This is a genomic window from Gluconobacter aidae, from assembly GCF_009547075.1.
Taxonomy (GTDB): Bacteria; Pseudomonadota; Alphaproteobacteria; order Acetobacterales; family Acetobacteraceae; genus Gluconobacter; species Gluconobacter aidae.
The window spans coordinates 1-26184 of record NZ_WIPH01000024.1; the positions used below are offsets into that span (position 1 = coordinate 1).

The window sequence follows — 26184 nt, forward strand, 5'->3', positions numbered from 1 at the left end:
CGCCAAAAAACTAAAATCATCAGACAAGCGCATCAACAAACAGTTCTTCGATCCCTCCCCCTTGCCTTACAGAGACTGTGCAGCCGAATACTTCAGGAAACAGACAAGCCACCCAAATGTATTTCCGAAAAAATAAAATATGTCGGAAACATGTCCCAAGTTTAATGAAATGTATCATCCGAAATATTCAGGGAAAATACTCTCTTATCTGCCACGTTATGCGCCCCCCTTGCCCACAAGGCGATAATTATTCTACAACGCCACGTTAACGATATTTGAAAGACCGGCGATTTCGTCGGCAATAGCGAAGCCAGTTCGGACACATGACCAAAGAGTACACCATCTGGATCGATGTCGAAGATATCTTCCGGTATTTCGAAAAAAACACCCGCCCCAGCGGCATCCAGCGTCTTGTGTTCGAAATACTCAGTGTCATCCGCCAGCAGGCTGCCGCGAAACCGGATATCGGCCGTATTGTGCTCACCCGTCGGAACACAAGCGCCATCTCCGAGACAGGCCCTCTCCTTTCTCCCGTTTCCTTTGATGCGCTGAACACGCTTTTTGCCGTTCATACCGACGAAGCCCCCCCCGCTCACACAGAAGAGCGCGTCGCTGCCCATACGCCGTCCCACTCCCTGATACGCCGTCTGCGTCATGCCGTGATCCGGCGCATCGAGCGCCTGCCGCCGGAACTGGCGCGTCCGCTCCTGAACCTCGCCGTCAATCAGCTCAGAGCCCTCCAGCTCTTACGCCGTTACGCCCGCACGAAGTTCCAGCGCCCCACCCCGTCGCGCCACACAGCGCAGGCTCCCCTGTCCCCAACCACGTCTTCAGCCATCTCGGGCGACGTTCCAAAACCCGGTGACATCTTTCTGGTCCTCGGTGCCGCATGGTCTGAACCCGATTTCGGCGAACGCCTGGCGCGGATGCGCAGAACCTACGGCATCCAGCCCGTCCTGCTACTCTATGATCTCATTCCCGCTGTCAGGCCGGAATGGTGCGCGATTTCCCTGATCCGGGATTTCCGGCACTGGCTCGACACCACCCTTCCCCAGTGCGGCCGCCTTCTGGCCATCAGCCACGCCACAGCCGAGACGGTAGAGGATTACGCCCGCAAACAGCGCCTGAAACTGCTGGCGCCCGTGCAGACCATCCCGATCGGCAGCGGCTTCGGGCCGCCCCGCAGGATCGGGAATGAACGTCCCAGGGGCCTTCCCGCGAAGGGCAGCTATGTGCTGTTCGTGTCCACCCTTGAGGCGCGCAAAAACCACCTGCTGGCATTCCGCATCTGGCGCCGTCTCGTAACGGACCTACCGCGGGATCAGGTCCCGACCCTCGTCTTCGCGGGCCGGGTCGGCTGGCTCGTCTCCGATCTCATGCAGCAGCTTGAAAATACCGAGTGGCTGCGGGGGAAAATCCGTCTTCTCCGTGACCCGTCGGATGAGGAACTGGCCCATCTGTACGATGGCTGCATGTTCACGATTTTCCCATCTCTTTATGAAGGCTGGGGTCTGCCCGTGACCGAGAGCCTCGTCAACGGACGCCCCTGCATCGCGTCGAACACGACCTCCATCCCCGAAGCGGGCGGCCCACTGACGCGATACTTCAACCCCGAAGACCTCGACGAAGCCTATCGTGTCGTCCGGAAAACAATCGAGGACAGACCCGGCCTGAAAAAATGGCAGGACGAGGTCCGCGAGCAGTTCCAGCCCGTCCCCTGGGAACGCAGCGCGGATGCGATCCTCGACGCCTGCCATTCCGTCCATCTGACGGGCCGTATGAACGGACAGACATCATGACCCTGTGGATCGACATCGACGATCTGCTGCAACACATGCTGCATCACAGTCGGCCGAGCGGCATCCAGCGTGTCGTGTTCGAAATCGGTTCGGCCCTGCGGAACCTCGCGGGCCATAACGTCCAGTTCGTACGCCGTGGCCCTGACGCGCCCGATGCCCGCGATTTCAGGACCGTTGACTGGACCATGGTCGAAACCGTGTTTCGCGAGGCCACAAACAGCAGCGCCCAACCCGGCTCGCCCTCGGTCAATGCTCCGCCCATGACAGTCCAGGCGCTCGAACAGGTCGCACCGGAGGACACGCTCTCCGCGTTCCTGCGGACGGAAAGCCAGATCCTGAAAGATCTCGCCCCTCTCTCGCGCACATTCGCCCGGCTGGGCCTGAAGTCCGTCCAGTCACACCTCGACTCGCGTCGCGCGCGACCGGAACTGTCGGCCTTTTCAGAAGGGACACAGCTTGCAGATGTCGCCCGCCCCGGTGATGTCTTCCTGACCCTCGGCTCCCCCTGGCACCACGCCAGTTACAGCCAGACCGTCAGATGGCTGCGCGACGACCTGCGGCTGTCCTACGCACTGCTCATGTACGATCTGGTCCCCATCCGCTGTCCGGAATGGTGCAACCGCGGCATCATAACGACTTTCCGCGCCTGGCATCAGGACATCCTGCCTCTTGCCGATACGCTTTTCGCCATCAGCCATGCCACGGCAAAAGATGTGCGGGCCTATCTCGCGGAACAGAACATCGGGACAGACATTCCTGTCCATCCCATTGCCCTGGGGACCGGGTTTGGTCTTTCCGATGGGAGCATGACTGCCGAACCGCTGGTGCGCGAGCCTTATGTTCTGTTCGTTTCAACCATTGAAGCCCGCAAGAACCATGCTCTTCTCTTCCGGGTCTGGCGGCGAATGCTGGAAGAGATGCCGGCCGAGCAGGTGCCGACCCTTGTTTTTGCAGGACGGGAAGGCTGGCTGGTTTCCGATTTCATGCAGCAGCTTGAAAACGCGGACTGGCTGAACGGCAAGATCCGGTTCATCCGGAATCCGACGGACGAAGACCTGCGCCGCCTTTACGCCGATTGCAGCTTCACCGTTTTCCCATCCTTCTTTGAAGGCTGGGGCCTGCCCGTGACGGAGAGCCTCTCCATGGGGCGCCCGTGCGTGGTGTCGAACACGACCTCCATTCCCGAGGCCGGCGGGCCGCTCGGGCGATATTTCAGCCCCTACAGCCTTGACGATGCCTATACGGTGATCCGCGAGACGATCGAGGATCCCGAGGGGCTGGCGACGTGGACCGCGAAGGTCCGGGCCGAATTCCGGCCTGTTCCCTGGGAAGACAGCGCCAGGGCCATTCTCGACAGGGTTCTCTGACCTTCCCGCTCGTGAAAGTTTCACGCGCGGGGTCTTGAGTCAGGGCCGCGGATCACGCACATGCTGGGATCTCTCGTCCGGCATGTCGCGGGGTGCCTGTTCGTGACCCTCCTCCTTTTCCGTCCGCAAGGAGCGTTCCCTTGAAAATCAACGGCATTTCCTATCGCAGTCTCTGGCGCCCTTCCGATGATGACCGCAGCATCCGGATTTTCGATCAGACCCGCTTTCCCTGGGCCGTGGATGTCCTGGAACTTCGGGACATGGGTGCCGTCGCCGAGGCCATCACCAGCATGCAGGTCCGGGGGGCTCCGCTGATCGGGGCGGTTGCGGCCTATGGGCTGGTCTTCGCGCTTCAGGACGATGCGTCGGACGAAGCCCTGGAGAAAGCCGCGGCTTTTCTGGTGGCTACGCGCCCGACAGCCATCAACCTGCGCTGGGCCATCGAGCGGATGGTCGCCCGTCTGAAGGCCATCCCCGCGCAGAACCGTGTGACCGCAGGCTATGCGGAGGCCGATGCGATCTGCGAAGAGGACGTGCGGGTCAATGAGGCCATCGGACGTCACGGCCTGGAACTGATCCGCGGGATCTGGGAGCGCAAGGGTCGTCAGGGACAGGTGAACCTGCTGACGCACTGCAATGCCGGATGGATCGCCACCGTGGACTGGGGCACGGCTCTCGCCCCGATCTATATGGCCCATGACGAGGGCATCCCCGTTCATGTCTGGGTGGACGAGACCCGCCCCCGCGACCAGGGCAGCCTCCTGACCGCATGGGAACTTGGCAGCCATGGCGTGCCGCATACCGTGATTGCCGACAATGCCGGCGGGCATTACATGCAGGCCGGGCGCGTGGACATGGTCATCGTCGGTACCGACCGCGTAACCGCACAGGGCGATGTCGCCAACAAGATCGGCACCTATCTCAAGGCGCTGGCCGCCCATGATAATAACGTGCCGTTCTGGGTGGCGCTGCCATCCTCGACGATCGACTGGCGTGTGCGCGACGGCGTGAAGGAAATCCCGATCGAGGAACGCAGCGCCGACGAAGTCCTGTTCATGACGGGGCTCGACAGCAACGGGGAAGCCGGCCGCGTCCGGATCGCGCCGCAGGGCAGCCCCGCCGCCAACCCGGCTTTTGACGTCACGCCCGCCCGCCTCGTGACGGGTCTCATCACCGAGCGGGGCCGCTGCGATGCGAGCGAGGCGGGTCTTGCGGGTCTCTTTCCGGAGCAGGACGCTTCTTGACGCCCCGGCCGTCTTGGCCCTTCATTCAGCCTGGGAAACAGATCCCCCAACGAGGATAACAGTGCCAGATTCGCATATTTTCAGGCGAGCAGCTGCTACGGCCGCCCTGCTCGCACTGGCTGCATGTTCCAGCCAGCAGAGTGTCCGCCCGTACCCGGCCCGCACGCCGAACGCCCAGTATGCGAACGGAACCACTGGCCCGGTTGGCTATGACACCCATGTCCCCGATTTTGCCACCCGCAATTTCGAACCGTTCAACCGGCAGGACGTCGCGGCCATCGCCCTGCGCGAATGGCGGATGTTCGGCTCGCCGGTTTCGGATGACGATCCCGAAGACCGCCCCGAGCCAACCGATGCCGCTCTGAAGCCCGAGCGCCTGCCCGGGCTGTGGCAGCGGATCGGCGAATACTGGTGGATCGGGCAGGACCCGTATGAAACGGAAGTCGGCTGGACGGGCAAGACGGACTCACAGGGCACGCGCTTCGAAATCGAGCATGACGGCCATTATGCCTGGTCCGCAGCTTTCATTTCCTATGTGATGCGGGTCGCCGGAGCTAATGAGCGCTTCCCGTATTCGCCCAATCATTCGACCTATATCAACGCCGCCGCCAGCGGGCAGTCCAGCGGTGTTACGGCGCATGATCCGGGCACCTATGCCCCGAAGATCGGCGACCTGATCTGCGTCGGGCGCGGGCGCAGCAAGACCGTGACCTTCTCCATGCTGCCCACGAGCTACGGCTTTCCGGCGCATTGCGGCATCGTGTCCGCGACGAACCAGAACGCCCAGCCCTTCGGGCATGAGCTGAGCATCGTCGGCGGTAACGTGGATGATGCCGTGGCCCTCACCCATGTTCCCACGGACGCAAACGGCATGATCGCCGATGGCTCAGGACACAGCTATGACAGCCGCTATCCGTGGTGCGCCGTGCTGGAAGTCCATTACGACGCGGATCAGGAACCCGACAGCGGCATGTAAGAGGATGGCAGGCCGCTGGAGCGCCAGCCCTTGCCGGGGCCGTGCTGGTCCTCGAATCCGTCCACGATATTACTGACATCCGCATAACCGGCGTTTTCCGCCAGAAGTGCGGCATGATGCGAACGCACCCCCGACCGGCAGAGGAACAGCAGCGGCGTCTTCTGGTCGGGGACGGTTTCGAGCAGCGCTTCCACGAATTCCTGCTGGCGGTCCGGCTGCCAGGTGATGCACAGGAGCGGCGCGGTCATCGCGTCGGCGTCCGGCAGGCCCACATGCATCCATTCCGGCGGTGTCCGGACATCCACCAGAATGGGACGTGGCGCGCCTTCATCGGTATTGGCGGCGGCGTTTTCAGGGTCTTTTTCAAGCATTTCCCATGCCTGTCTTGCCGTCAGGACCTTCATGCTCTTCCTCATCCTTCCAAAACGCGTTCTATAATTCACCCAGCACAGGAGTGAACTATGACTGACATCTCCCCGAACCGCCAAACCATCCCCCAGTTCCCCACGAAGGGGTGGCAGACTGTCTCTCCGGGCATGACCGCCGCGATCGGGGGCACCCCTCTCATCCGCCTCAAACGCGCTTCGGAGGAGACGGGGTGCGACATCTACGGCAAGGCCGAGTTCATGAACCCCGGCGGCTCCGTCAAGGATCGTGCGGCCCTGGCGATCATCGAGGATGCGCTGAAACGTGGCGTCCTGAAACCCGGCGGGACGGTCGTGGAAGGGACGGCCGGCAATACGGGAATCGGCCTCACACTGGTCGCCCATGCCGTCGGCTGCAAGGCCGTGATCGTCGTGCCGGAAACACAGAGCCGCGAGAAGCTGGACGTCCTGCGCATGATCGGCGCCGATCTCCGCCTCGTTCCGGCCAAACCATATCGCGACCCGGGCAACTATGTTCACGTCTCGCGCCGCCTGGCCGAAGAGATCGGCGGGTTCTGGGCCAACCAGTTCGACAACACCGCCAACCGCGAAGGCCATCGCGCCACCACGGCGCGCGAGATCTGGGAGCAGACGGGCGGAAAGATCGATGCCTTCACCTGCGCCTGCGGCACCGGCGGGACGCTGGCGGGCATCGCACTCGGGCTGCGCGATCAGGCCCAGGCTGCCGGGAAGACGGCGCCGCGTATCGTCCTGGCCGATCCGGAAGGCTCCGCGCTTTATGGCTGGGTCAAATCCAACGACCTCACCATCACGGGCGGTTCCATCACCGAAGGCATCGGGCAGGGCCGTGTGACGGCCAATCTCGAAGGCTCTCATCCCGATGACGCCGAACGCATCCCCGATGCCGAAGCGCTGGAGCAGATCTTTTCCCTGACTTCTGAAGAAGGTCTGTCGGTGGGGGGCTCGTCCGGAATCAATGTTGCCGCGGCAATACGGACGGCGCGCAGACTTGGTCCCGGACATACGATTGTTACAATTCTGTGCGATGGTGGTGCCCGATATCAGTCCAAGCTGTTCAATCCGGAGTTCCTGCGTGCGAAAAACCTGCCTGTTCCACCCTGGCTGGCCTAACATCGCTTCCCTGTCTGTCCCGGCCGGAAATGCCGTTTTCCGGTCGGGCGGCATGCGCAGTCTGAACGCGGTCACAGCATTCCTGAAAGGCCACTGGTCATGAGCACGGAAACCCTGCCCCATCTTCTGGTCGTGGATGATGACCGCGAAATCCGCGAACTGCTGAGCCAGTTCCTTGAACGCAACCATTTCCGCGTCACGGCGGCCCGCGATGCACGGGAAGCCCGCAAGGCGTGGGCCAACGGACATTACCAGCTCGTGGTGCTGGACCTGATGCTGCCCGGCGAGAGCGGCCTTGAAGTCGCGCGCTGGCTGCGCTCGCAGGACAACGTCCCCATCATCATGCTCACCGCCATGAGCGACGAGACCGACCGCATCATCGGCCTCGAATTCGGTGCGGACGACTATGTCGCCAAGCCGTTCAACCCGCGCGAACTGCTCGCCCGTATCCGCGCCGTGCTGCGCCGGACAGTGGATGTGGAAGACAAGCGTCAGGCCGCCGATACCCGCAAGATCCATTTCGCCGGATGGTGCCTCGACCCCGTGCGCCGCCGTCTTCTGAACCCGGACGGAGCGGAAGTCTCCCTCACGGGCGGCGAGTACGATCTGCTGATGGCGCTGCTCGAACGCGCCAACCGCGTCCTGACGCGCGACATGCTGCTTGAACTGCTGCGGGGCCGTCAGGCCGGGCCGTTCGACCGCGCGATCGACGTGGCCATCAGCCGCCTGCGCCGGAAGCTTGAGGATGACGGGCGCAACGCACAGGTCATCAAGACGGTCCGTGGCGGCGGCTATGTGCTCGCAGCGGAAGTGGAGCGTCTCTGAACCCGATGCACATCCTGCCACGGTCTCTTGTCGCCCGGACCAGCCTTCTGCTGATCGTGGGCCTTGCGGTCGTGGAAGCGGCGGGGCTCGGAATCCACGCGCTGGACCGCTTTGACCTGGAGGAACGCAGCCAGGTCCATGAGGAGCAGGTCCAGGTCTTTTCGATCTATCGCACGGTGGCGGAAGCCAGACCCGCCGACCGTCACGACGCGATCGACGACCTGCATATCCCGTCCTACGTCACGGTCCTGCTTCTCAAGGAGCCGGACCCGCTGATCGAGGGGCATGAAGTCCCCTTCCCGGCGATGACATCGCCGTCCTTCCTGCACCGCCTGCATGACGACGGGCGGAGTCATGACGGTTTTCTGCTTCCCGCCCCGATGGATCCGGACGGTCCACATCCCGGCCCCGACATGGGGGGAGCGCCCTTTCCCCCTCCCGGTTTTGGCCCTGCCCCGATGGGCGGCGCTCCTGGCGGACCGGAGTTCCATTTTCCTCCGGAACATCCCGACAGTGGCCATCCGGACGCCGACCACCTGAATCCCCCTCCCCGCTTTTCCGGCACCATACACCGCCGCGACATGCCGCCTTTCATGCGCTGGGCGCTCCTGCCGTCCTCGCTCTATCCACGCAAGGTCCTGATCGGGCAGAAAATGCGCACGCATTCGACCTCGATGCTCCTTCCAGACCGGGATTGCTGGGTCGTGGTGCGCTTTGTTACCCCCCTGCCCGATCCGTTCGGCTCCCCGACCTTCATGATCGCCTTCCTTGTCATGTCGATTGCAGGAAGTGCGATGATCGTCTGGGCCACACAGCGCCTGATCGCACCCGTGAGGACGCTGGCCAATGCGGCTGAAGCACTGGGCCGGGACGTCCACACGGCGGCGCTGCCCGAGAACGGACCGTCTGAAATCCGCCGCGCTGCCATCGCCTTCAACACAATGGCCATGCGCATCCGCCGTTTCGTGACGGATCGCACACTCATGCTGACGGCCATCGGCCATGATCTGCGCACGCCCATCACACGACTGAAACTGCGCGCCGAATTCATTGACGACGAGGAACTGCGCAACAAGGTTCTGGCCGATCTGGACGAGATGGAAGCCATGGTCTCCGCCACACTGGCCTTCGGGCGGGACAGCGCTTCCGCCGAACCCATCGTCTCGCTCGACCTGCGCGCCCTGCTCCAGACCATCATGGACGAAGCGGCCGAAAGCGTGCCGGACAAGGCGGACGACCTGTTCTATGAACCGCCCAATGTTCCCGTCCGGATCAAGGCCCGCTCCGTGGCGCTGAAGCGCGCGCTGAACAACCTGATCCTCAACGCCCTGAAATACGGGGGAAGCGCGCATGTCACGCTCATTCCCGCCACCAATCCGGGCGAGAAGGACAATGTGGTCAGGATCCTGATCGAGGATGATGGCCCCGGCCTGCCGGAAAACGAGCTGGAGCGCGTGTTCGAGCCTTTCGTCCGTATCGAGAGCAGCCGGAACCGCGAAACAGGTGGCAGCGGTCTGGGACTCTCGATCGCGCGGACCATCCTGCACGGTCAGGGCGGGAATGTCCGGCTTGAGAACCGGCCGAGCGGCGGGTTGCGCGTCATCGTCACGCTGGCTCCGTAATCCCGGTCCGGACAGGCCCGCACCTTGATCAATGGTGCCGGGCCTTCCATGCTGGGGGCTTCCCCCATTTTCTAATCAGGTCTTTCCCATGAAACAGCGTGAACTTGGCCGCACCGGCATTGCCGTCAGCGAAATCTGCCTCGGCACCATGACCTTCGGTCAGCAGAACACCGAAGCCGAGGGCCATGCCCAGCTCGACATGGCGCTGGACCACGGCATCAACTTCATCGACACCGCCGAACTCTATGCCATCCCGCCCCGCGCCGAGACGCAGGGCTCAACCGAAACCATTATCGGAAACTGGCTGAAAGCACGTGGCGGCCGGGACCGCCTCGTCATCGCCAGCAAGGTCGTCGGACGCACCGCCATGCCGTGGTTCCGGCCCGATGGCGAGGAAGCGCGCCTGACCCCGCGTCAGATCCGCTATGCGCTGGAAGGCTCCCTGCGGCGTCTTGGCACGGACTACATCGATCTCTACCAGCTCCACTGGCCGGACCGGAAAATCGGCCTGTTCGGCGCAGGCGGCACGACCTTCCGCGATCTGCCGGAAGAAACATCCATCCCCATCGAAGAAACGCTCGGCGTACTCGGCGATCTCGTGAACGAAGGCAAGATCCGCCATGTCGGCCTCTCCAACGAGACCGCCTGGGGTGTCTCGAAGTTTCTGGAAGCCTCCCGCACCGGCCTGCCGCGCGTGGCGTCCATCCAGAACGCTTACAATCTGATCAACCGGACGTTCGAGATCGGGCTGGCGGAAATGGCGCTTCACGAGAAGGTCGGGCTGCTGGCGTATTCCCCGCTCGCACAGGGCTACCTCACCGGGAAATATCTGAACGGTGCCCGCCCCGCAGGGGCCCGCACCACGCTGTTCAACCGTGGCCAGCGCTACCAGAAGCCCGGCGTTGACGACGCCATCACGGCCTATCACGCTCTGGCCCGCGAGGAAGGGATCGACCCCGTCCAGCTCGCCATCGCCTTCGTGACCTCACGGCCCTTCGTGACGTCCAATATCATTGGCGCCACCAGCGTCGATCAGCTCCGCACCATTCTCGGCGCGACGGATGTCGTCATCACGCCCGAACTGGAAGAGAAGATCAACGCCATCCATCAGCTCCACTCCAACCCGGCACCCTGAGGGCAAGGCATCCGGCATCGGGGCTTATGCGCCCCTGAGCCGGGTAGCCATCAGACCTTGATCAGACGCGCGGCAAAGAAGCCGTCCATGCCGCCAAGTTCGCTCCAAAGGCCCGGATGAGTGCGGAACATCCCGTCCCATGTCCGCGCGACGGCCATGTTGGCCAGTGCTTCTTCCGAAAACGGATCGAACTTCCAGCCGCCACGGGCCATGGCGGCCTTGATCCGTTCCGGACCTTCCTCGTCCTGAAGCGAACACACGGCGTAAAGCAGCACGCCCCCCGGTTTGAGCATTTCATGCGCCGCGTCGATCAGCGCATCCTGACCTTCCGCCAGCGCCGTCACATCGCGTGGGCGCTTGATCCACAGAACGTCCGGATGACGACGCAGCGTGCCCGTCGCGGAACACGGCGCATCCAGCAGAACCATGTCCACCGGTGCGTCCGGACGCCATATCGCGGCATCCGCCACGACTGTCTTCGCCGACAGCTTCAGACGCGCGATGTTCTCCTCAAGCCGCTTCGCCCGCGCTTCCTCACGCTCGACCGCCACGACATGCGCGCCTGCCGTCGCAAGCTGCGCCGTCTTGCCTCCGGGTGCCGCACAGAGATCCACGACGGTCTTGCCCGCCACGTCTCCCATGAGTTTCACCGGCATCGTCGCCGCCACATCCTGCGCCCAGAACGCGCCGTCCTCGAAGCCTTCCAGCGCCGTGATCCGCGTCCCGGCCGGATAGCGGACGGAGCCTGTCGGCAGCACCTCGCCCCCTTCCGGTGCAACTGCGCCCGGACGCAGCGTCAGATCCAGCGGTGCCTCACGGTGCAGACCGCGCGAAATCGCCCGGGCCCTCTTGCCCCAGGCGCTCCACAGCCAGGGCGGCACATCCAGCCGGTCTTCGTCCAGACCGTCCAGAAGCTCCTGCCCCTCCCGCGCGACACGCCGCAGGACGGCGTTGGCCAGCCCCGCGAAGGGGGCCAGACCGCGACGGCGAAGCAGGTCCACGATCGTGCCCACGGCCGCGTGAGGCGGCGTCTCCAGATGCAGCAACTGCGCCACGCCCATGAGCAACGCACAGCGCACCGGCTCGGGCGGCTCCCGGCGCAGCAGCGGCTGGAGCAGTTCGGTCATGCTGCCGAGATGACGCAGGGTCGTCGCCGCCAGCCGGTGCGCGGACGCACGGTCGCGTGCGTCCATCGCGCCCGCACGGTCCAGCGTCGTCTCCAGCATCCGGCGATATTCGACCACGCCGCAGACGATATCGAAGGCGAGGTCGCGCGTGGGATCCGGAGCCGGTTTGCGCTCCTGCGCCCTGCCAGACGAACGGCGTGATCCGCGGTTCGCGGAAGCGGAATGACGGGGGGACTTGCTTGAAGGCTTCTGGGTCATGACAGGCTATCGGTCTCTCGCATCCTGCCGAAATCGCATCTTGCGGCCACGGACGCAATGGCGTCTTCTTTCGGACATGTCCGATCTTACTGCCCAGAACCTTATCAGCGCGAACCTTGCCGCTATCCGCAACCGCATCACCCGGGCCTGCGAACGGGCCGGACGCGCCGCGGAAGATGTCTCCCTCGTGGCCGTCAGCAAGTTCCATCCGATCGAGAGCGTGGAAGCAGCCCTGAACGCGGGCCAGCGCCTGTTCGGCGAAAACCGCGTGCAGGAAGCCGCCTCCAAGTTTCCGGAACTCCGCAAGACCTTCCCGGACCTGCGGTTGCATATCATCGGCGGACTTCAGACCAACAAGGCAGCCGAAGCCTGCCAGATCGCCGACATGATCGAGAGCCTCGACCGCCCGTCTTTGTCCGACTCCATTGAGAAGGGCGCGCAGAAAGCCGGACGCCTTCCCGAGCTTCTCGTACAGGTCAATACCGGCGACGAACCGCAGAAATCCGGCGTTCCGCGCGAGGAGGCCGATGCTTTCACAGAAGCCTCGCTCAAAAGATTCGGTCCGAAAATCCGTGGCCTGATGTGCATCCCCCCCGAAGGTGAAGACCCCACCCCGCATTTCCGTTTCCTGCGCCAGATGGGCCAGCGTCACGGGCTGCCGGTACTGTCGATGGGCATGTCGGCGGATTTTGAGAAGGCCATTGCCGAAAATGCGACACTGGTCCGGGTCGGGACCGCCATTTTCGGAAGCCGCCCCTAATCCATCCGCCCCCATTCATTGCCACAATCCTGACACGCGGCTTGCCACCACCGCCGAAATCTTGTCATGAGGGGAAGTTGCCGTAATGTGGAGCCGCGCCTGAAAGGTGCTGCGACAGTAGACAGCGGCACTCTGTTGACGCCCGTAAATGGAACCAGCGATGCCTGAACATGACGGTGACCACGCCTCCAACCTTCCTCATGGCGTAGGGATTCCCAACGACTCCGGCGAGATCGTACAAACGATCGAGCAGGCCCGTTCGGAGGGGCATACCCATGAGATCGGCGGGGGCGAAGACGACAGCTCCAGCCACCATCGTCCCGCAGGAATGGACGCCCTGCTCGCTGTTCTGGGCGTTGTCTATGGCGATATCGGCACAAGCCCACTCTACGCGCTGCAATCGTCGGTCAGTATCGTCAGCTCCCCCAAATCCCCGGCCCAGCCATGGGAAGTCATGGGCCTGGCCAGCCTGACGTTCTGGGCGCTGATGCTCATCGTCACGATCAAGTACGTCATTCTCATCATGCGGGCCGACCATGATGGCGAGGGCGGGATCATCGCGCTCATGTCTCTGGCGCAGCGCGTCTGCAAGTCCCAGCATTTCCGATGGCTCTTTGGCCTCGTGGGCATTGCAGGCACCTGTCTGTTCTTTGGCGACAGCATCATTACGCCGGCCATTTCGGTGCTCTCCGCCGTCGAAGGCATCGAGACCTCCGTTCCCTCTGCCAGCCACATCATCATCCCACTGGCCATGGTCGTTCTCGTCGCGCTGTTCTCGGTCCAGGTGCTGGGCACAGGGAAGATCGGCAAGGCTTTCGGGCCGATCATGGTCTGCTGGTTCGCGGTGCTGGCGATCCTTGGCGTCAAAGGGATCTTCCTCTACCCGCATATCCTGCTTGCCCTGTCGCCGACTTTCGCGCTCGAATTCATCATCATGCACGGCTACCTGTCGTTCATCGCTCTGGGTTCGGTCGTCCTTTCCGTCACGGGTGCGGAAGCACTCTATGCCGATATGGGACATTTCGGCCGTGCGCCGATCCGCAAGGCATGGCTGTTCTTCGTCCTGCCATCGCTGACGCTGAACTATTTCGGACAGGCCGCCCTGCTGATCCATAACCCGCGTGCGCTGTCCAACCCGTTCTATCTTCTGGTGCCGCACTGGGCGCAGATCCCGATGCTGATTCTCGCAACCTTCGCGACCGTGATCGCCTCGCAGGCCGGCATCTCGGGCAGCTTCTCCCTGTGCCGCCAGCTCATCCAGCTCGGCTATCTGCCGCGCACCCGCATCATGCACACCAATGCCTCCGAGGAAGCGCAGATCTACCTGCCGTCCCTCAACTGGATCCTGGCCTTCGGTGCACTGGTTCTGGTTCTGGCGTTCCGCACGTCCTCGGCCCTCGCCGCGGCTTACGGTATTGCCGTGACGGGCACGTTCCTGTGCACCTGCGTGCTGGCGATGGTGGTGTTCCGCCGCGTCTTCGGCTGGAAATCGGTCACAGTCGGGATCGTCTTCGGCTTCTTCTTCATCGTGGACAGCATTTTCTTCTCGGCGAATGTGCTCAAGATCCCCGATGGCGGCTGGGTCCCGCTGGCGATCGGCATCATCAGCACCGTCATCATGACCACCTGGAAACGCGGACGCAGCCTCATCGCGGCCCGTCAGCAGGCGGATTCCATGCCGATGGGCTCCTTCCTCGCCCGCCTGCCGCAGTCCCGCACGATCCGCGTTCCCGGCCTGGCCGTTTTCCTCACTGCCAATCCGGACATCGTGCCGAATTCGCTGCTGCATAACCTCAAGCACAACAAGGTCCTGCACGATCACATCCTGTTCGTGACGGTCGAAAACCTTGACCAGCCGGAAGCCGAGCGCGGACATCGCGCCATCGTTCAGGAACTGGCGCCGAACATCCACCGCGTCATCGTCCGCTACGGCTTCATGGAAATGCCCAACCTCCCCCGCGCCCTGCTGGAACTGAACGCGCTCGGCGTGGCGTTCGATGCCATTCAGGCGTCGTACTTCACCTCCCATGAACTGGTCGTGCGCTCCCGTGTGCCGAAAATGCAGCTCTGGCGGATGTGGATCTTCCTTCTCCTCCTGCGCAATGCCGCCTCCACGACAGAGTTCCTGCGCATCCCGCCTGACCGCGTGGTGGAGTTCGGCGTCCGGATCGCCATTTGACAACCACATCACAACCCGGGCCACTCTCCCTCTACATCCACTGGCCGTTCTGTCTGGCGAAGTGCCCCTACTGCGATTTCAATTCCCATGTCCGGGAAGTGATCCCGCAACAGCGCTTCGCCGAGGCCCTGCGCCGCGAACTGGCCCATGACGCCGCCCGCCTGACCCGCGACAGCGTCAAACGCCCTCTGCGCTCGATCTTCTTCGGCGGGGGTACGCCCTCGCTCATGGCACCCGAAACCGTCGCGGCCCTGATCGAAGACGCACATCGCCTGTTTGACGCGGAAGATGATCTGGAAATCACGCTCGAAGCCAATCCGACCAGCGTTGAGGCCGGAAAATTCGCGGCATTCCGTCAGGCCGGGGTCAACCGCGTCTCGCTCGGCGTTCAAAGCCTGAGGGACGATGCGCTGCACAAGCTCGGGCGCGAACACTCCGCCACGCAGGCCATCCGCGCTCTCGAAACCGCCCGAACCCTGTTCCCGCGCATTTCCTTCGACCTGATCTACGCCCGGCCCGGCCAGAGCGATGCTGACTGGACGGACGAACTCACCACAGCGCTCGACCTCGTGGCCGACCATCTGTCGCTGTATCAGCTCACCATTGAGCCCGGCACGAAGTTCGAGGCTATGCATAGGCGCGGCGAACTCACCCTGCCAGACGAAGACACTGCCGCGCGCCTCTATGACCTGACCGGCGAAATCGCGGCCCGTCACGGTCTGCTGCCTTACGAAGTCTCGAACTACGCCCGCCCCGGCGCGGAAAGCCGGCACAACCTGACCTACTGGCGCTATGCGGACTATATCGGCATCGGCCCCGGCGCTCATGGCCGGCTCACGCTGGACGGCGACCTCTATGCCACCCGCCGCCATCGCGCGCCCGAGCCCTGGGCCGAGCTCGTCGAAAAAACAGGCTCCGGCAGCACCGAAGAGACACGCCTCACGCCGGAAGAAAAAGGTCGCGAAGCCCTGCTGATGGGCCTGCGCCTGTCCGAAGGGATCGACGAAGCCAGTTTCGCAGCCCGTACCGGCCGCACGCTCATGGACTGTGTGGACCCGGCCATGCTCGACGCCTGCATCGAGGAAAACTACCTCGAACGGGACAACGGCATCCTGCGCGCGACGGGCGAAGGACGGCTCCGGCTTGAAGCAATACTGGCGCGACTGGTCACTTGAAGGCATGATCCCGTCTTAATCCATCTGGAAGAGACCATGCGCCGACCCATTCTCTCTGCCCTTCTGGCCGCCTGCACCGTGCTGGCCCCGTTTGCCGCTGCGAACGCTGCTCCCGCTCCGAATTATGTCGTGCTCGACAACGACTTACTCGGCCCGGGTGGCTCCAACATCCAGTCCATCATCCCGCTGCTCAACCGCCCCGGCGTGACGCTGCTGGGCCTGACCTCCGTCATCGGCGATGACTGGGAAAACGCGGGCACGGCGCATGCCCTCCGCTTTCTGGAAATCGCCCGCCAGACGCAGATCCCCGTGGCTGACGGTGCCACCACGCCGCTGGTCAACACGGTGGCCGAGACGAAACTGCGCGAACAGCAGTTCGGCATTATTCCGTGGAAGGGCGCGTGGGGCGGTCTCGGCTCCATCGAGCACGTACCGGCCACGCAGCCTCCCGTCGCCAAGCTGCCGGAAGGCACACCGCATATCGCCGCCGATCCGCTCCCGGCTGCCATGTTCCTGATCCGCGAGGTCCACGCCCATCCGCATCAGGTCACGGTCATTGCCGCAGGGCCACTGACAAACCTCGCCCTCGCCATCCGCATCGACCCGACTTTCGCTGCGACCGCGAAGCAGCTTGTCTTCATGGGCGGTCTGCTCGATGCCAGCATGATGTCCGTCACCGGCAATGCCGACTTCGCATCCGACTTCAACATGATCATGGACCCCGAAGCCGCCCGCATCACCCTGACCGCGCCCTGGCCCGCCATCACCTGCGTCGGCAACGTCTCGAACGACATCATGATGACGCCCGAACTCGCCAGCCGCATCGACGAAAAGCACAACGCCGTCACGGATTACCTGAAAAAGTATCAGGCCCCTCTGCCCCTGTGGGACGAACTGACCTCCGCCATCGCCGTTGATCCCACACTGGTGACGAAATCCGTCACGGCCGTCATGGACATCAACATCGAACATGGCATGGATTACGGCCACGCCCATATCTGGCCGGATTCCACGGCTCCGAAGAACATGGGTCTGAAGAAGGTGAAAATCGTGCAGTCCATCGACAGAACGCGCTTCATCAACGATTTCGTCTCACAGTCCCAGAACGCCCTGGGCACGCACTAACCCAAGGAGAGCACCCGACACACATGCTGAACATCATCAAGCTGGCCGTCGGCTGCCCGAGCCTCGAAGTCCTGCGCGAACGGCTGAACCACTACCGCATCAACGGCCACGCCACCGTCCAGACCCGCACCATGCCCAAACGGGCCGAAGACGTGCTGGACGGTGGCTCCCTGTACCGCGTGATGGACGGCATGATCCTGTGTCGTCAGCCGATCATCGGGCTGGAATCCTGCCAGCGCGCGGATGGCAGCACAGGCACGCTGATTGTCGTGTCCGATGACATCATCCCGGTCCAGCCACGCCCCATGCGCCCCTTTCAGGGGTGGCGCTATCTGGAACCCAAAGACGCCCCGCCGGATCTCGGCGACAGCCTGGCGCAGAACGGAATTGCCGATCTTCCGCCCCAGCTACGGCGCGAGCTGGCCGAGCTGGCCCTGATCTGAGCTTCTCCGACAGGGACCTGCCTCATTTTTGCTGCATTCCGGGAACGGAATGGGACATGAAACGTCATGCCCCTATTCCGGGGAACCACAGGATGTCCCCTCTCCGCCCCAACGGGTGCCAGCAGGCGCTGCGTGCGGGCCAGAACAGAAGGAGTGCCGCCTTGCCGCCCTTTCCCCGTCCTTCCCGAGCAGGTACGGCTGCCGTCACGCTGTCAGCGGCTCTTTCCATCGGTCTCGGCCTGACAGCCCCGCTTTCCGGCGCCCATGCGCAGACGACAGCCCCGGGTCCCGCCAGCGAAGCCAAGGTCCTGCCTGGTAAAATCGTCTATGCCCAGCTCACCACTCCCGATCTCGCCAAGGCCAAGGCATTTTACGGCGGCCTTCTGGGCTGGACCTTTCAGGACCGTGCCGTCTCCCGCGGGCATTACGCCGAAGCCCTCGTCAACGGGCATGTCGTGGCTGGTCTGGTTGAGCGTCCCCTGCCCAACACCGACAACCCGCCCCATCCGCTCTGGCTGCCTTTCATTTCAGCGCCGGACGTGTCGGCACTGGCGAAGTCGTCGCGTCAGTGGGGCGCCAAGGTGCTGTTCCGCCCGACCATGATCCAGGGCCGCGGCGAACAGGCCATCATCGCCGATCCGCAGGGTGCCCTCTTTGCGAGCCTGCATGCTCCACATGGCGATCCGAACGATACGGATCCTACGGTACAGGGCGACTGGATCTGGAATGCGCTCCTGACCTCCACGCCCTCGGCCAGCGCGGGGTTCTATCAGAAGCTCTTCGGCTATCAGGTCGAGGCCGCTCCGGCACCTGACACCAACCAGCGTTACATCCTTGAATCGCAGTCCGTGGCCCGTGCGACGGTCAATCCACTCCCGCCACGTCTGCCGCCGAACGCGCGGGCCCGATGGCTCAGCTTCGTACAGGTGGACAATGTGGGCAGTACGGCTGAAAAAGCCGTGCAGCTTGGCGGTCGCGTTCTGGTCGAGCCGCATCTCGATCACCAGAACAGCATGATCGCCGTCCTTGCCGATCCGGCGGGTGCCGTCTTCGGTGTCATGGAACTGCATGACACCGGCCTGGCAGGAGACGCGAAATGATCCGTCGGACAACAAAGACCTTTGCCCGCATTGGCGGTACGCTCTGCCTGCTCGGCATGCTGTCAGGCTGCGTCGGCTATGATGGATATGGCTATGACGGTTACGGCGGCTATGGCGGCGGTGGCTATTATGGCGGCTACGATACCGGCTGGGGCGGTGGCTGGGGTGGCGGCTGGGGCCCGGGTTATGGCGTCGGGCCCTATCGCGGCCATGGCCCTGGCGGTGGACGCGGACCAGGCGGCCATGGTCCCGGCGGGGGCGGTCCGGGTGGCGGCGGGTCGTCCCGGCAGAGGCGGCGGTCCGGGTGGCGGGGGTGGCCATGGTGGCGGTCCCGGCGGCGGAGGTGGCCACGGTGGGGGCGGCGGCCATCACTGACACCCGCGCTTCTTTCGGAGCATGAGGCACAAACGGGGGAGACGGAGTTCCGTCTCCCCCATCCTGTTTTCAGGAAGCGGCGCGATCCCCGCGTCCGGCCCGTTCCAGAGCCGCGATCTCGGCCATGATTTCCCCGTTCTGAATCTTCAGGGCGACATCCGCCAGCGGGCCACCCGCTTCAAGAGCCGCCGCCGTAGCGCTCCAGCGCTCACCGGCCTGCGCATCCCCTTCACACAGCCCGGCAGAGATATCGAAACGCAGCAGGGTCGCCTCGCCGCTCAGCCGCCGCAACGCCCGCAGCAGGGCATGGGCCTGCGTCGCGCGTTCGCCCACGGCGGACACGCCTCCCAGAACGGGCAGCGAGCCCCTGGCGAACTCCGCGCGCGTCGTATCGATGCCGGCCTGACGCTGGATGCGGTCCGTCATGACCGGATCTTCCCGTTTCAGAACGGCCGCCAGATAACGCAGATTGCCCACGACAGCCGTCTGCAACAGACCGTCCATGTCCTGCCCCCGGCGCTGCGGACAGACCATGAAGGCGCAGAACAGCCCGATCACGCTGCCAAGCGTGTTGTCGAGCATCCGCATCCAGGCCACACCCTGCGACGGCATGATCATTTCCGTCACGACGATGAACTGCGCGCTGATGAACACGACGAGCATGGTGTAATTCACCGCCCGCATGGCGATGGCACCGATTACGAAAACCGCCACTGCCGTCAGCATCTGGGCCGAACCCGGCAGGAACGGCGTCAGAAGCAGCGCCAGCACGCCACCCCCCACCGTCCCGAGCACACGTTCCAGCGCCCGCACCAGCGTCGTCTGTCCGGAGGGCTGGATCACCAGCAGCACCGCCACCAGCGCCCAGAACCCATAGTCAAGCCCCAGCCACCAACTGGTCATGTAGGTCGCCAGCAGGCCGACCACCAGGCGCAGCGTATGCTGCCAGATCGCAGGCGTCAGCCGGGCGACATGCCGGGGCAGTTCGGCATCGAATGGCAGGCGCTCCTTCTGCGCGAGCCCTTCGGCCAGCGTCCCCAGTGTCCGCGCACTGGTCGCGACCAGTTCCCCGATCGGACCCGCCGTCGCGGGAATGTTTCCCGCGAGCGCCAGCCCCTCGGAGGCCAGATGGCCAAGGTCCGGCGCGGGATCGAGTGCGGCATCACTGGCATGCTGGCAGAGAGCGGAAAACGCGGCGAGCGTCCCCCGCGCCTCGAAGTCCAGACCGCGTGTCTCGACAAGATGTTCAACGGCCAGCATCGCAGTGAACAAACGCTCCGCCCCGGCCAGGGAGGCAATCAGACGCCCGCGCATGCCATAACTCGCATGCCCGGCATCAATCTGAAGCGCCATCCCGCGCGCGCGCTCGATTGCCGTGCGTACGTTCTGCCGGTGCACGGTTTCCTGAAGCCGCCCTGCCGCGATCTCGCCCGCCATGACCGACAGCAGCCGGTAACAGCCTCCCACGGCCCGCCGCGCAGGCGCATAGGGATGAAGCGGCCAGATGACGAGACACAGCAGCGTGGCCCACAGGCCACCGCCCCCGAATGCCCCCGCGATGACGAGAGCATCCTGAAGCCCATGGGCCGGGAACCCCGTCCCCGCGAGCATGACGCAGCCGAGAAGCGCGCAGAGCAGCGCCATGGACGGCGTCAGCGCGCGGGCCATCCCCACCAGCAGCCCCGTCAGGACCAGCCAGGGCAGCACGCCCCGGAGCGGATACACGGCGATGAGAGACGTCACGCCGCCGAGGATCGCGCCCGCTACCGTAAACAGTCCGAGAATGCGGAGCTGTTCGCGAGCCGTGCCACCCGGCTCGATCAGGCAGCTCCAGAACGCCGCGAACGCAGCCCAGGCCAGCACGGCCTGATGTTCATAAATTGCGGGAAGAAGGGCCACGACCGTGGCGACAGCGGCCCGGCTCCCCTCGGCCGGAGCAATCTGCTCCGGACTGACGGGGACCGAGTGCCGCGCCAGAAACTGCGTCAGAAAGTCGAACGGCCTGCCCCGTTTCAGGGCAGGCCGCGACGACGGACCAGAGGAGAGAGGGTCACGGACCATGTCTCAGCGACCGGTCAGGATACGCTCCACGAGCTGGCCGACCGTCGGGACAAAGCCGTTCGCGTAGAACGGGTCCGTGCCGAAGCGCCACGCATTCGTGCCACCGAACATGAGATTGTGGTCCATGATCGCATCCTCATCCGCGCCGGGCGGAATATGGGACACGGTCTGGAGCGTCTTCTGGATGCAGAAAGAGCGCGGGTCAGCCTTCTGGCCCGTCGTGTACGGCTCTTTCTGCATCCAGTTGGAGAACCGACACTGCGACAGGCAGCCCATGCAGGCCGTCTGGTCCGCCAGGATCTCGCGCGCGCTTTCCGGCGTCACGAAAACCAGCGTGTCATCCGGTGTGCGCAAGGCCTCGGTGAAGCCCGCGGCTTCCCATTCGGCAATCCGCGGACGATCGGCCGCCGGCACGAAGACCTCGCGCTTGCGGGCACCGACGCCGTAAGACGCCTCATATCCGTCACCGGATTCCTGACTGTACGGCACCTGACGCCCGGAGCGATCGCGCAGATCGTTCAGGAAGCTGTTCTTGACGGCTGAGGAATAGAAGCCGGTCGGGGAGAAGCGGTTGAGATACACATCCCCCTTCTTCAGCGTCAGGAGACGGCGCTTCCAGGCATTGGGGATCGGGCTTTCCTGTGTCAGGAGCGGACGGGTTCCAAACTGGAACGCGATCGGCCCCAGCTCCGGATTGCCGATCCAGTCCTGCCATTCCTCCAGATGCCAGACGCCACCGGCCATGATGATCGGCGTTTCGCCCAGGCCATAATTGCGCATGACGCGGCGCAGTTCGAGAACGCGCGGATAGGGATCTTCCGGAGATAGCGGATTTTCCGTGTTGGACAGGCCATTATGGCCGCCCGCACGCCACGGATCCTCGTAAACCACGCCGCCCAGAAGTTCCGGCGCCTTGCTGTAGGCGCGGCGCCACAGGGCGTTGAACGCACGTCCCGAGGAGACGATCGGGTAATACGGAATACCGAAGCGCACCGCGATGTCAGACAGGCGATACGGCATGCCCGCACCACAGGTCACGCCATGGACCAGTCCGGGAGCCCCTTCGAGGATCCCGATGATGACGTCCTCGGCCCCGCCCATTTCCCACAGGATATTGACGTTGATCCGGCCCTTGCCGCCCGAGATGTCGTGGGCAATTTTCGCCTGGGCGATGCCGCCGTCGATCGCGTAGCGGATCAGCTCCTGCTGGCGCTCGCGGCGCGTGCGACCGTGATAGATCTGCGGAACGGGATTGCCGTCCTGATCGTAGCTGTCCGCATTGACGGCCGAGATGGTTCCGATCCCACCGGCGGCAGCCCAGTGTCCGGCCGAAACGCCCGTGGAGACGGAAACACCTTTGCCCCCTTCGATCAGAGGCAGCACATCCTGACCACCAAAACGGAGGGTATCAATTGATTTCATGGGGACTGGCTGTCTCCGAAACTCAGAAAAAAAAGGCGGGGCCTTGCGAGCCCCGCCCGAACACTCACTCGGCGTCGCGACGGGGCGGACGGCCGGGTCTGGCCCCCACACTCTCCGTGATATCGGCACCCGTGGCCTGATCGACAACCCTCATGGAGAGCTTGACCTTGCCGCGATCATCGAATCCGATGACCTTGACCTTCACAGCATCGCCCTGCTTGACGACATCGGTCGTCTTCGCAACGCGGCCTTCAGCCAGTTCGGAAATGTGAACCAGGCCATCACGCGGGCCAAGGAAGTTCACAAACGCGCCGAAATCTGCGGTCTTGACGACCTTACCGTCATAGATGCGGCCGATTTCCGGTTCAGCGACAATGCCTTCGATCCGGGAGATGGCCTTCTGGGCCTGCTCGTCGTTCGCAGCGGCGATCGTCACGGTGCCATCGTCACCGATATCGACCTTCGCACCCGAATATTCGACGATCTCGCGGATCACCTTGCCGCCGGAACCGATCACGTCGCGGATCTTTTCCTTCGGAACGGAGATCGTGGTGATCTTCGGAGCATTGCCCGAAACGTCCGAACGGCCTTCCGTCAGAGCCTTGGACATTTCGCCGAGGATGTGGATCCGGCCTTCACGGGCCTGCTCCAGAGCGATCTTCATGATTTCCGGCGTGATGGATGTGATCTTGATGTCCATCTGCAGCGCGGTCACGCCGTCAGCCGTACCGGCCACCTTGAAGTCCATGTCGCCGAGATGATCTTCGTCACCCAGGATGTCGGACAGCACGGCGTAACCACGATCTTCCTTGATCAGGCCCATGGCAATGCCGGCCACCGGACGCGGCAGCGGAACGCCGGCATCCATCAGCGCGAGCGAGGAGCCGCAGACAGTCGCCATCGAGGACGAACCGTTGCTTTCCGTGATCTCGGAAACCACACGCATCGTGTACGGGAAGGCTTCTTTGGTCGGCAGCAGCGGATGAATCGCGCGCCATGCCAGCTTGCCGTGACCGATCTCACGACGGCCCGGGGAGCCCATGCGGCCACACTCACCGACCGAATACGGCGGGAAGTTGTAGTGCAGCATGAAGTTGGAACGGTATTCGCCTTCCAGCGCGTCGATGATCTGCTCGTCCTGACCCGTGCCGAGCGTCGCGACCACGAGGGCCTGCGTCTCGCCACGCGTGAACAGGGACGAACCATGGGCGCGCGGCAGAATGCCGACTTCGGCCAAGATCGGACGGACCGTCTTCAGATCACGTCCATCGATGCGGATGCCCGTCTTGAGGATGGACCCACGAACGACCTGCGCCTCAAGCTCCTTGAGCATCGGCTTGGCCAGTTCGACGTCCAGACCTTCCTCGGCCAGGATCTCGTTGATCCGGTCCTTGGCTTCGGCGACCTTCTTGTAACGGGCCTGCTTCTGACGCTCCTTGTAAGCGTCCGCCATCAGCTTGTTGCCGACCTTCTCGACGCGCTTGCGAAGGGCGATTTCTTCCTTCGTCAGCGACGGCAGATCCCACGGCGCCTTCGCAGCGTGCTCGGCCAGCGCGATGATGGCGTCGATAACCGGCTGGAAGGACGTGTGCCCCAGCGTGACGGCTTCAAGCATCGTCTCTTCCGAAAGCTCGCTGGCTTCGGATTCGACCATCAGCACGCCTTCGGCCGTACCGGCGACCATCAGGTCGAGCGTGCTGTCCTTGATCTCGTCATGCGTCGGGTTCACGACCAGCTTGCCATCGATGCGGCCGATGCGCGCGCAGGCGACCGGGCCGAAGAACGGAATGCCCGAGAGCGTCAGCGCGGCCGAGCAACCGATCAGCGACACCAGGGCCGGATCGTTCTCGTTGTCGTAGCTCAGAACCGTTGCGGTGATCTGGACTTCGTTGCGGAAGTTCTCCGGGAACAGCGGACGGATCGGACGATCGATCAGACGGGCGTTCAGGACTTCGGCTTCGGACGGACGGCCTTCACGCTTGAAGAACCCACCCGGGATCTTGCCGGCGGCGTAAGCCTTTTCCTGGTAGTTGACCGTCAGCGGGAAGAAGTCCTGTCCCGGCTTGACGGTCTTGGCGCCAACGGCGGTGCAGAGCACGACCGTGTCTCCATACGTGATCATGACGGCGCCGTCCGCCTGGCGTGCGACCTTGCCGGTCTCCAGGATCAGGGGGCGTCCGGCCCATTCGATTTCCTTACGGAAATAATCAAACATGCATGTTTTCCCAAATTAAGGGTGAAACCATCTCCGGGCGTCCGGCAGGTGGCGGAGCAGCGTTTCGGACGGCATGGCGGTGATGACGGGAAGCCCCCGACATGACACCATGTGGCCTGAAACGCCGGTCGCGCACCCGCACCGCCGGACAGGCGATGGCGGGGGTGCCCGGGAGCATGCTCCCGGACAGATCCAGCTCAGCGACGCAGGCCGAGACGCTCGATCAGGCTCTGATAGCGGGCCTGGTCCTTGCGCTTCAGATAGTCCAGCAGGCTACGACGCTGACCGACCATCATCAGAAGACCACGACGGGAGTGGAAGTCCTTCTTATGGGTCTTCAGGTGCTCGGTCAGGTTGACGATACGCTCGGACAGGATGGCAACCTGCACTTCCGGCGAACCCGTATCCGTCTCGCTCTGCTTGTACTCAGAAATCAGTGCCGTGCGGCGTTCTGCGGTAATCGACATCGTGTTCTCCAAAAAACTCGTGGTTTTCCAGCATCCGTGCTGCCCTGAGCCGCCCATGACGAACATGACACAGACCCAGCACGTGCTCTCCGATCATCGCGCGCCACAGATGGTCTTCCCCCTGCGACGATACCGGCAGAGGATGCACGAGGTCCGCGGGGTCTATCGACTGCCCCCAGACAAGCATCCTTCCCTCCGCATCGGTGACGGCCAGCGCCGGGATGTCGACCAGCGCGGTCGCCGCATCCAGCAGAGGAGCCGGAAGAGCATCGGCCTTGTCCACAGTTTGAGTCGATTTGTCCAGTGATATCTGATCGATCGTCAGTGCGTGGCTCAGATCGAACGGCCCGCACTTCGTCCGTCGCAGCACCGAAATATGCCCGACCGTTCCGCAGGCCAGCGCGATATCACGCGCGAGCGAACGCATATAGACGCCCTTGCCCGACTGCACGTCGAAGACGGCCGTATCCGCATCCGGACGTTCCACCAGCGTTATCGAATCGATCCGCGCCGGACGCGGCGGAAGTTCTGGTGGGCGGCCGGCCCGCGCCATGTCATAGGCCCGCTCTCCCCCGACCCTAAGCGCCGAAAAAACCGGGGGCACCTGCATGACGTCTCCGGTAAGCGCGGGCAGAACGGCACGGATCTGGTCATCGGTCGGGCGGTTCGGCGATGTCGCCAGAACCTCGCCTTCAAGATCATCCGTCGTCCGGCTTTCGCCGAAAGTCAGGGTGAAGCGGTAACGCTTTGTCGCGTCCATGATGTAGGGAATGGTTCGCGTCGCCTTGCCGAACGCGATCGGCAGCACACCGGAAGCCAGCGGATCGAGCGTTCCGCCATGACCGGCCTTTTTCGCGTCAAAAGCCCATCGCAGCCTGTTGACCATATCCGTGGAGGTCGGCCCCAGCGGCTTGTCGAGAATCAGCCACCCGTCGATATCGCGTCCACGTTTCCTGCCCATACATCCCGTCCTTGCTTGTGAAGGCCGCTGA

Annotated in this window: 22 protein-coding genes; 15 read left to right on the top strand and 7 right to left on the bottom strand. The window is 63.6% G+C overall.

Features of this window, described 5'->3' with window-relative positions; translation table 11 throughout:
- The first annotated feature begins 323 nt into the window (after nucleotides 1-323).
- The 4 genes from GFJ39_RS10170 to GFJ39_RS10185 all read left to right on the top strand — a co-directional run bounded on the left by GFJ39_RS10170 (nucleotide 324) and on the right by GFJ39_RS10185 (nucleotide 5386).
- A complete protein-coding gene (locus tag GFJ39_RS10170; protein WP_153431232.1) occupies nucleotides 324-1799 on the top strand; it encodes a glycosyltransferase family 4 protein in 1476 nt (491 codons plus the stop codon).
- Nucleotides 1796-3166: a glycosyltransferase family 4 protein gene (locus GFJ39_RS10175; protein WP_153431233.1), complete on the top strand. Its 1371-nt coding sequence runs from the start codon at nucleotides 1796-1798 to the stop codon at nucleotides 3164-3166. The genes GFJ39_RS10170 and GFJ39_RS10175 overlap by 4 nt, the downstream gene beginning before the upstream one ends.
- Before the next feature lie 140 nt (nucleotides 3167-3306).
- Complete coding sequence (gene mtnA, locus GFJ39_RS10180; RefSeq protein WP_153431234.1) at nucleotides 3307-4410, top strand: S-methyl-5-thioribose-1-phosphate isomerase; 1104 nt, start codon at nucleotides 3307-3309, stop codon at nucleotides 4408-4410.
- 55 nt (nucleotides 4411-4465) lie between these two features.
- On the top strand, nucleotides 4466-5386 hold the full coding sequence (locus GFJ39_RS10185; protein ID WP_325062914.1) for a DUF2272 domain-containing protein: 921 nt from the start codon (nucleotides 4466-4468) through the stop codon (nucleotides 5384-5386).
- Here the strand turns inward: GFJ39_RS10185 and GFJ39_RS10190 are convergent.
- Complete coding sequence (locus GFJ39_RS10190) at nucleotides 5362-5790, bottom strand: rhodanese-like domain-containing protein (protein ID WP_153431235.1); 429 nt, start codon at nucleotides 5788-5790, stop codon at nucleotides 5362-5364. The genes GFJ39_RS10185 and GFJ39_RS10190 overlap by 25 nt on opposite strands.
- A 57-nt stretch (nucleotides 5791-5847) precedes the next feature.
- Here GFJ39_RS10190 and GFJ39_RS10195 point away from each other — a divergent pair, with 57 nt between their 5' ends.
- The 4 genes from GFJ39_RS10195 (at nucleotide 5848) to GFJ39_RS10210 (ending at nucleotide 10485) form a co-directional block, all read left to right on the top strand.
- Nucleotides 5848-6903 carry a cysteine synthase A gene (locus GFJ39_RS10195; protein ID WP_153431236.1) on the top strand — a complete coding sequence of 352 codons (1056 nt, stop codon included), beginning with the start codon at nucleotides 5848-5850 and terminating at the stop codon, nucleotides 6901-6903.
- A gap of 99 nt (nucleotides 6904-7002) precedes the next feature.
- Entirely contained in the window at nucleotides 7003-7728 is a 726-nt protein-coding gene (locus GFJ39_RS10200; RefSeq protein ID WP_041111923.1) for a response regulator, read from the top strand.
- Between the two features lie 5 nt (nucleotides 7729-7733).
- Nucleotides 7734-9350: an ATP-binding protein gene (locus GFJ39_RS10205; RefSeq protein WP_153431237.1), complete on the top strand. Its 1617-nt coding sequence runs from the start codon at nucleotides 7734-7736 to the stop codon at nucleotides 9348-9350.
- An 88-nt stretch (nucleotides 9351-9438) separates the two neighbouring features.
- The gene (locus GFJ39_RS10210) at nucleotides 9439-10485 is read left to right on the top strand and encodes an aldo/keto reductase (RefSeq protein WP_153431238.1); all 1047 of its coding nucleotides are present in this window, start codon (nucleotides 9439-9441) and stop codon (nucleotides 10483-10485) included.
- 50 nt (nucleotides 10486-10535) lie between these two features.
- Here GFJ39_RS10210 and GFJ39_RS10215 read toward each other — a convergent pair whose 3' ends face one another.
- Complete coding sequence (locus GFJ39_RS10215) at nucleotides 10536-11870, bottom strand: RsmB/NOP family class I SAM-dependent RNA methyltransferase (RefSeq protein WP_153431239.1); 1335 nt, start codon at nucleotides 11868-11870, stop codon at nucleotides 10536-10538.
- Nucleotides 11871-11946: 76 nt separating this feature from the next.
- Between GFJ39_RS10215 and GFJ39_RS10220 the strand changes: the two genes are divergently transcribed.
- The 7 genes from GFJ39_RS10220 to GFJ39_RS10250 all read left to right on the top strand — a co-directional run bounded on the left by GFJ39_RS10220 (nucleotide 11947) and on the right by GFJ39_RS10250 (nucleotide 19155).
- Nucleotides 11947-12630 (top strand): YggS family pyridoxal phosphate-dependent enzyme, encoded by a 684-nt coding sequence (locus GFJ39_RS10220; protein WP_153431240.1) that lies wholly within the window; start codon nucleotides 11947-11949, stop codon nucleotides 12628-12630.
- Between the two features lie 148 nt (nucleotides 12631-12778).
- The gene (locus GFJ39_RS10225; RefSeq protein WP_153431241.1) at nucleotides 12779-14809 is read left to right on the top strand and encodes a potassium transporter Kup; all 2031 of its coding nucleotides are present in this window, start codon (nucleotides 12779-12781) and stop codon (nucleotides 14807-14809) included.
- Nucleotides 14806-15984, top strand: coding sequence for a radical SAM family heme chaperone HemW (gene hemW, locus GFJ39_RS10230; RefSeq protein ID WP_153431242.1), 1179 nt, complete (start codon nucleotides 14806-14808; stop codon nucleotides 15982-15984). The genes GFJ39_RS10225 and hemW overlap by 4 nt, the downstream gene beginning before the upstream one ends.
- 36 nt (nucleotides 15985-16020) lie before the next feature.
- Entirely contained in the window at nucleotides 16021-17109 is a 1089-nt protein-coding gene (locus tag GFJ39_RS10235) for a nucleoside hydrolase (RefSeq protein WP_153431243.1), read from the top strand.
- A 23-nt stretch (nucleotides 17110-17132) separates the two neighbouring features.
- Nucleotides 17133-17552 carry a DUF1489 family protein gene (locus GFJ39_RS10240; RefSeq protein WP_153431244.1) on the top strand — a complete coding sequence of 140 codons (420 nt, stop codon included), beginning with the start codon at nucleotides 17133-17135 and terminating at the stop codon, nucleotides 17550-17552.
- 92 nt (nucleotides 17553-17644) lie between these two features.
- Nucleotides 17645-18652 carry a VOC family protein gene (locus GFJ39_RS10245; RefSeq protein ID WP_153431245.1) on the top strand — a complete coding sequence of 336 codons (1008 nt, stop codon included), beginning with the start codon at nucleotides 17645-17647 and terminating at the stop codon, nucleotides 18650-18652.
- The gene (locus tag GFJ39_RS10250) at nucleotides 18649-19155 is read left to right on the top strand and encodes a hypothetical protein (protein ID WP_194285350.1); all 507 of its coding nucleotides are present in this window, start codon (nucleotides 18649-18651) and stop codon (nucleotides 19153-19155) included. The genes GFJ39_RS10245 and GFJ39_RS10250 overlap by 4 nt, the downstream gene beginning before the upstream one ends.
- Here the strand turns inward: GFJ39_RS10250 and GFJ39_RS10255 are convergent.
- From GFJ39_RS10255 to truB, 5 genes are all read right to left on the bottom strand, one after another.
- Nucleotides 19097-21088: an FUSC family protein gene (locus GFJ39_RS10255; protein ID WP_153431246.1), complete on the bottom strand. Its 1992-nt coding sequence runs from the start codon at nucleotides 21086-21088 to the stop codon at nucleotides 19097-19099. The genes GFJ39_RS10250 and GFJ39_RS10255 overlap by 59 nt on opposite strands.
- A 3-nt stretch (nucleotides 21089-21091) precedes the next feature.
- Nucleotides 21092-22510: an NAD(P)H-dependent flavin oxidoreductase gene (locus GFJ39_RS10260; protein WP_153431247.1), complete on the bottom strand. Its 1419-nt coding sequence runs from the start codon at nucleotides 22508-22510 to the stop codon at nucleotides 21092-21094.
- 64 nt (nucleotides 22511-22574) lie between these two features.
- Nucleotides 22575-24725, bottom strand: coding sequence for a polyribonucleotide nucleotidyltransferase (gene pnp / locus GFJ39_RS10265; RefSeq protein ID WP_153431248.1), 2151 nt, complete (start codon nucleotides 24723-24725; stop codon nucleotides 22575-22577).
- A gap of 197 nt (nucleotides 24726-24922) precedes the next feature.
- The gene (rpsO, locus tag GFJ39_RS10270; RefSeq protein ID WP_011253110.1) at nucleotides 24923-25192 is read right to left on the bottom strand and encodes a 30S ribosomal protein S15; all 270 of its coding nucleotides are present in this window, start codon (nucleotides 25190-25192) and stop codon (nucleotides 24923-24925) included.
- Nucleotides 25152-26153, bottom strand: a complete 1002-nt coding sequence (gene truB / locus GFJ39_RS10275; RefSeq protein WP_153431249.1) for a tRNA pseudouridine(55) synthase TruB — start codon at nucleotides 26151-26153, stop codon at nucleotides 25152-25154. Before truB ends, rpsO begins: the two co-directional genes overlap by 41 nt.
- Nucleotides 26154-26184: the final 31 nt, after the last annotated feature.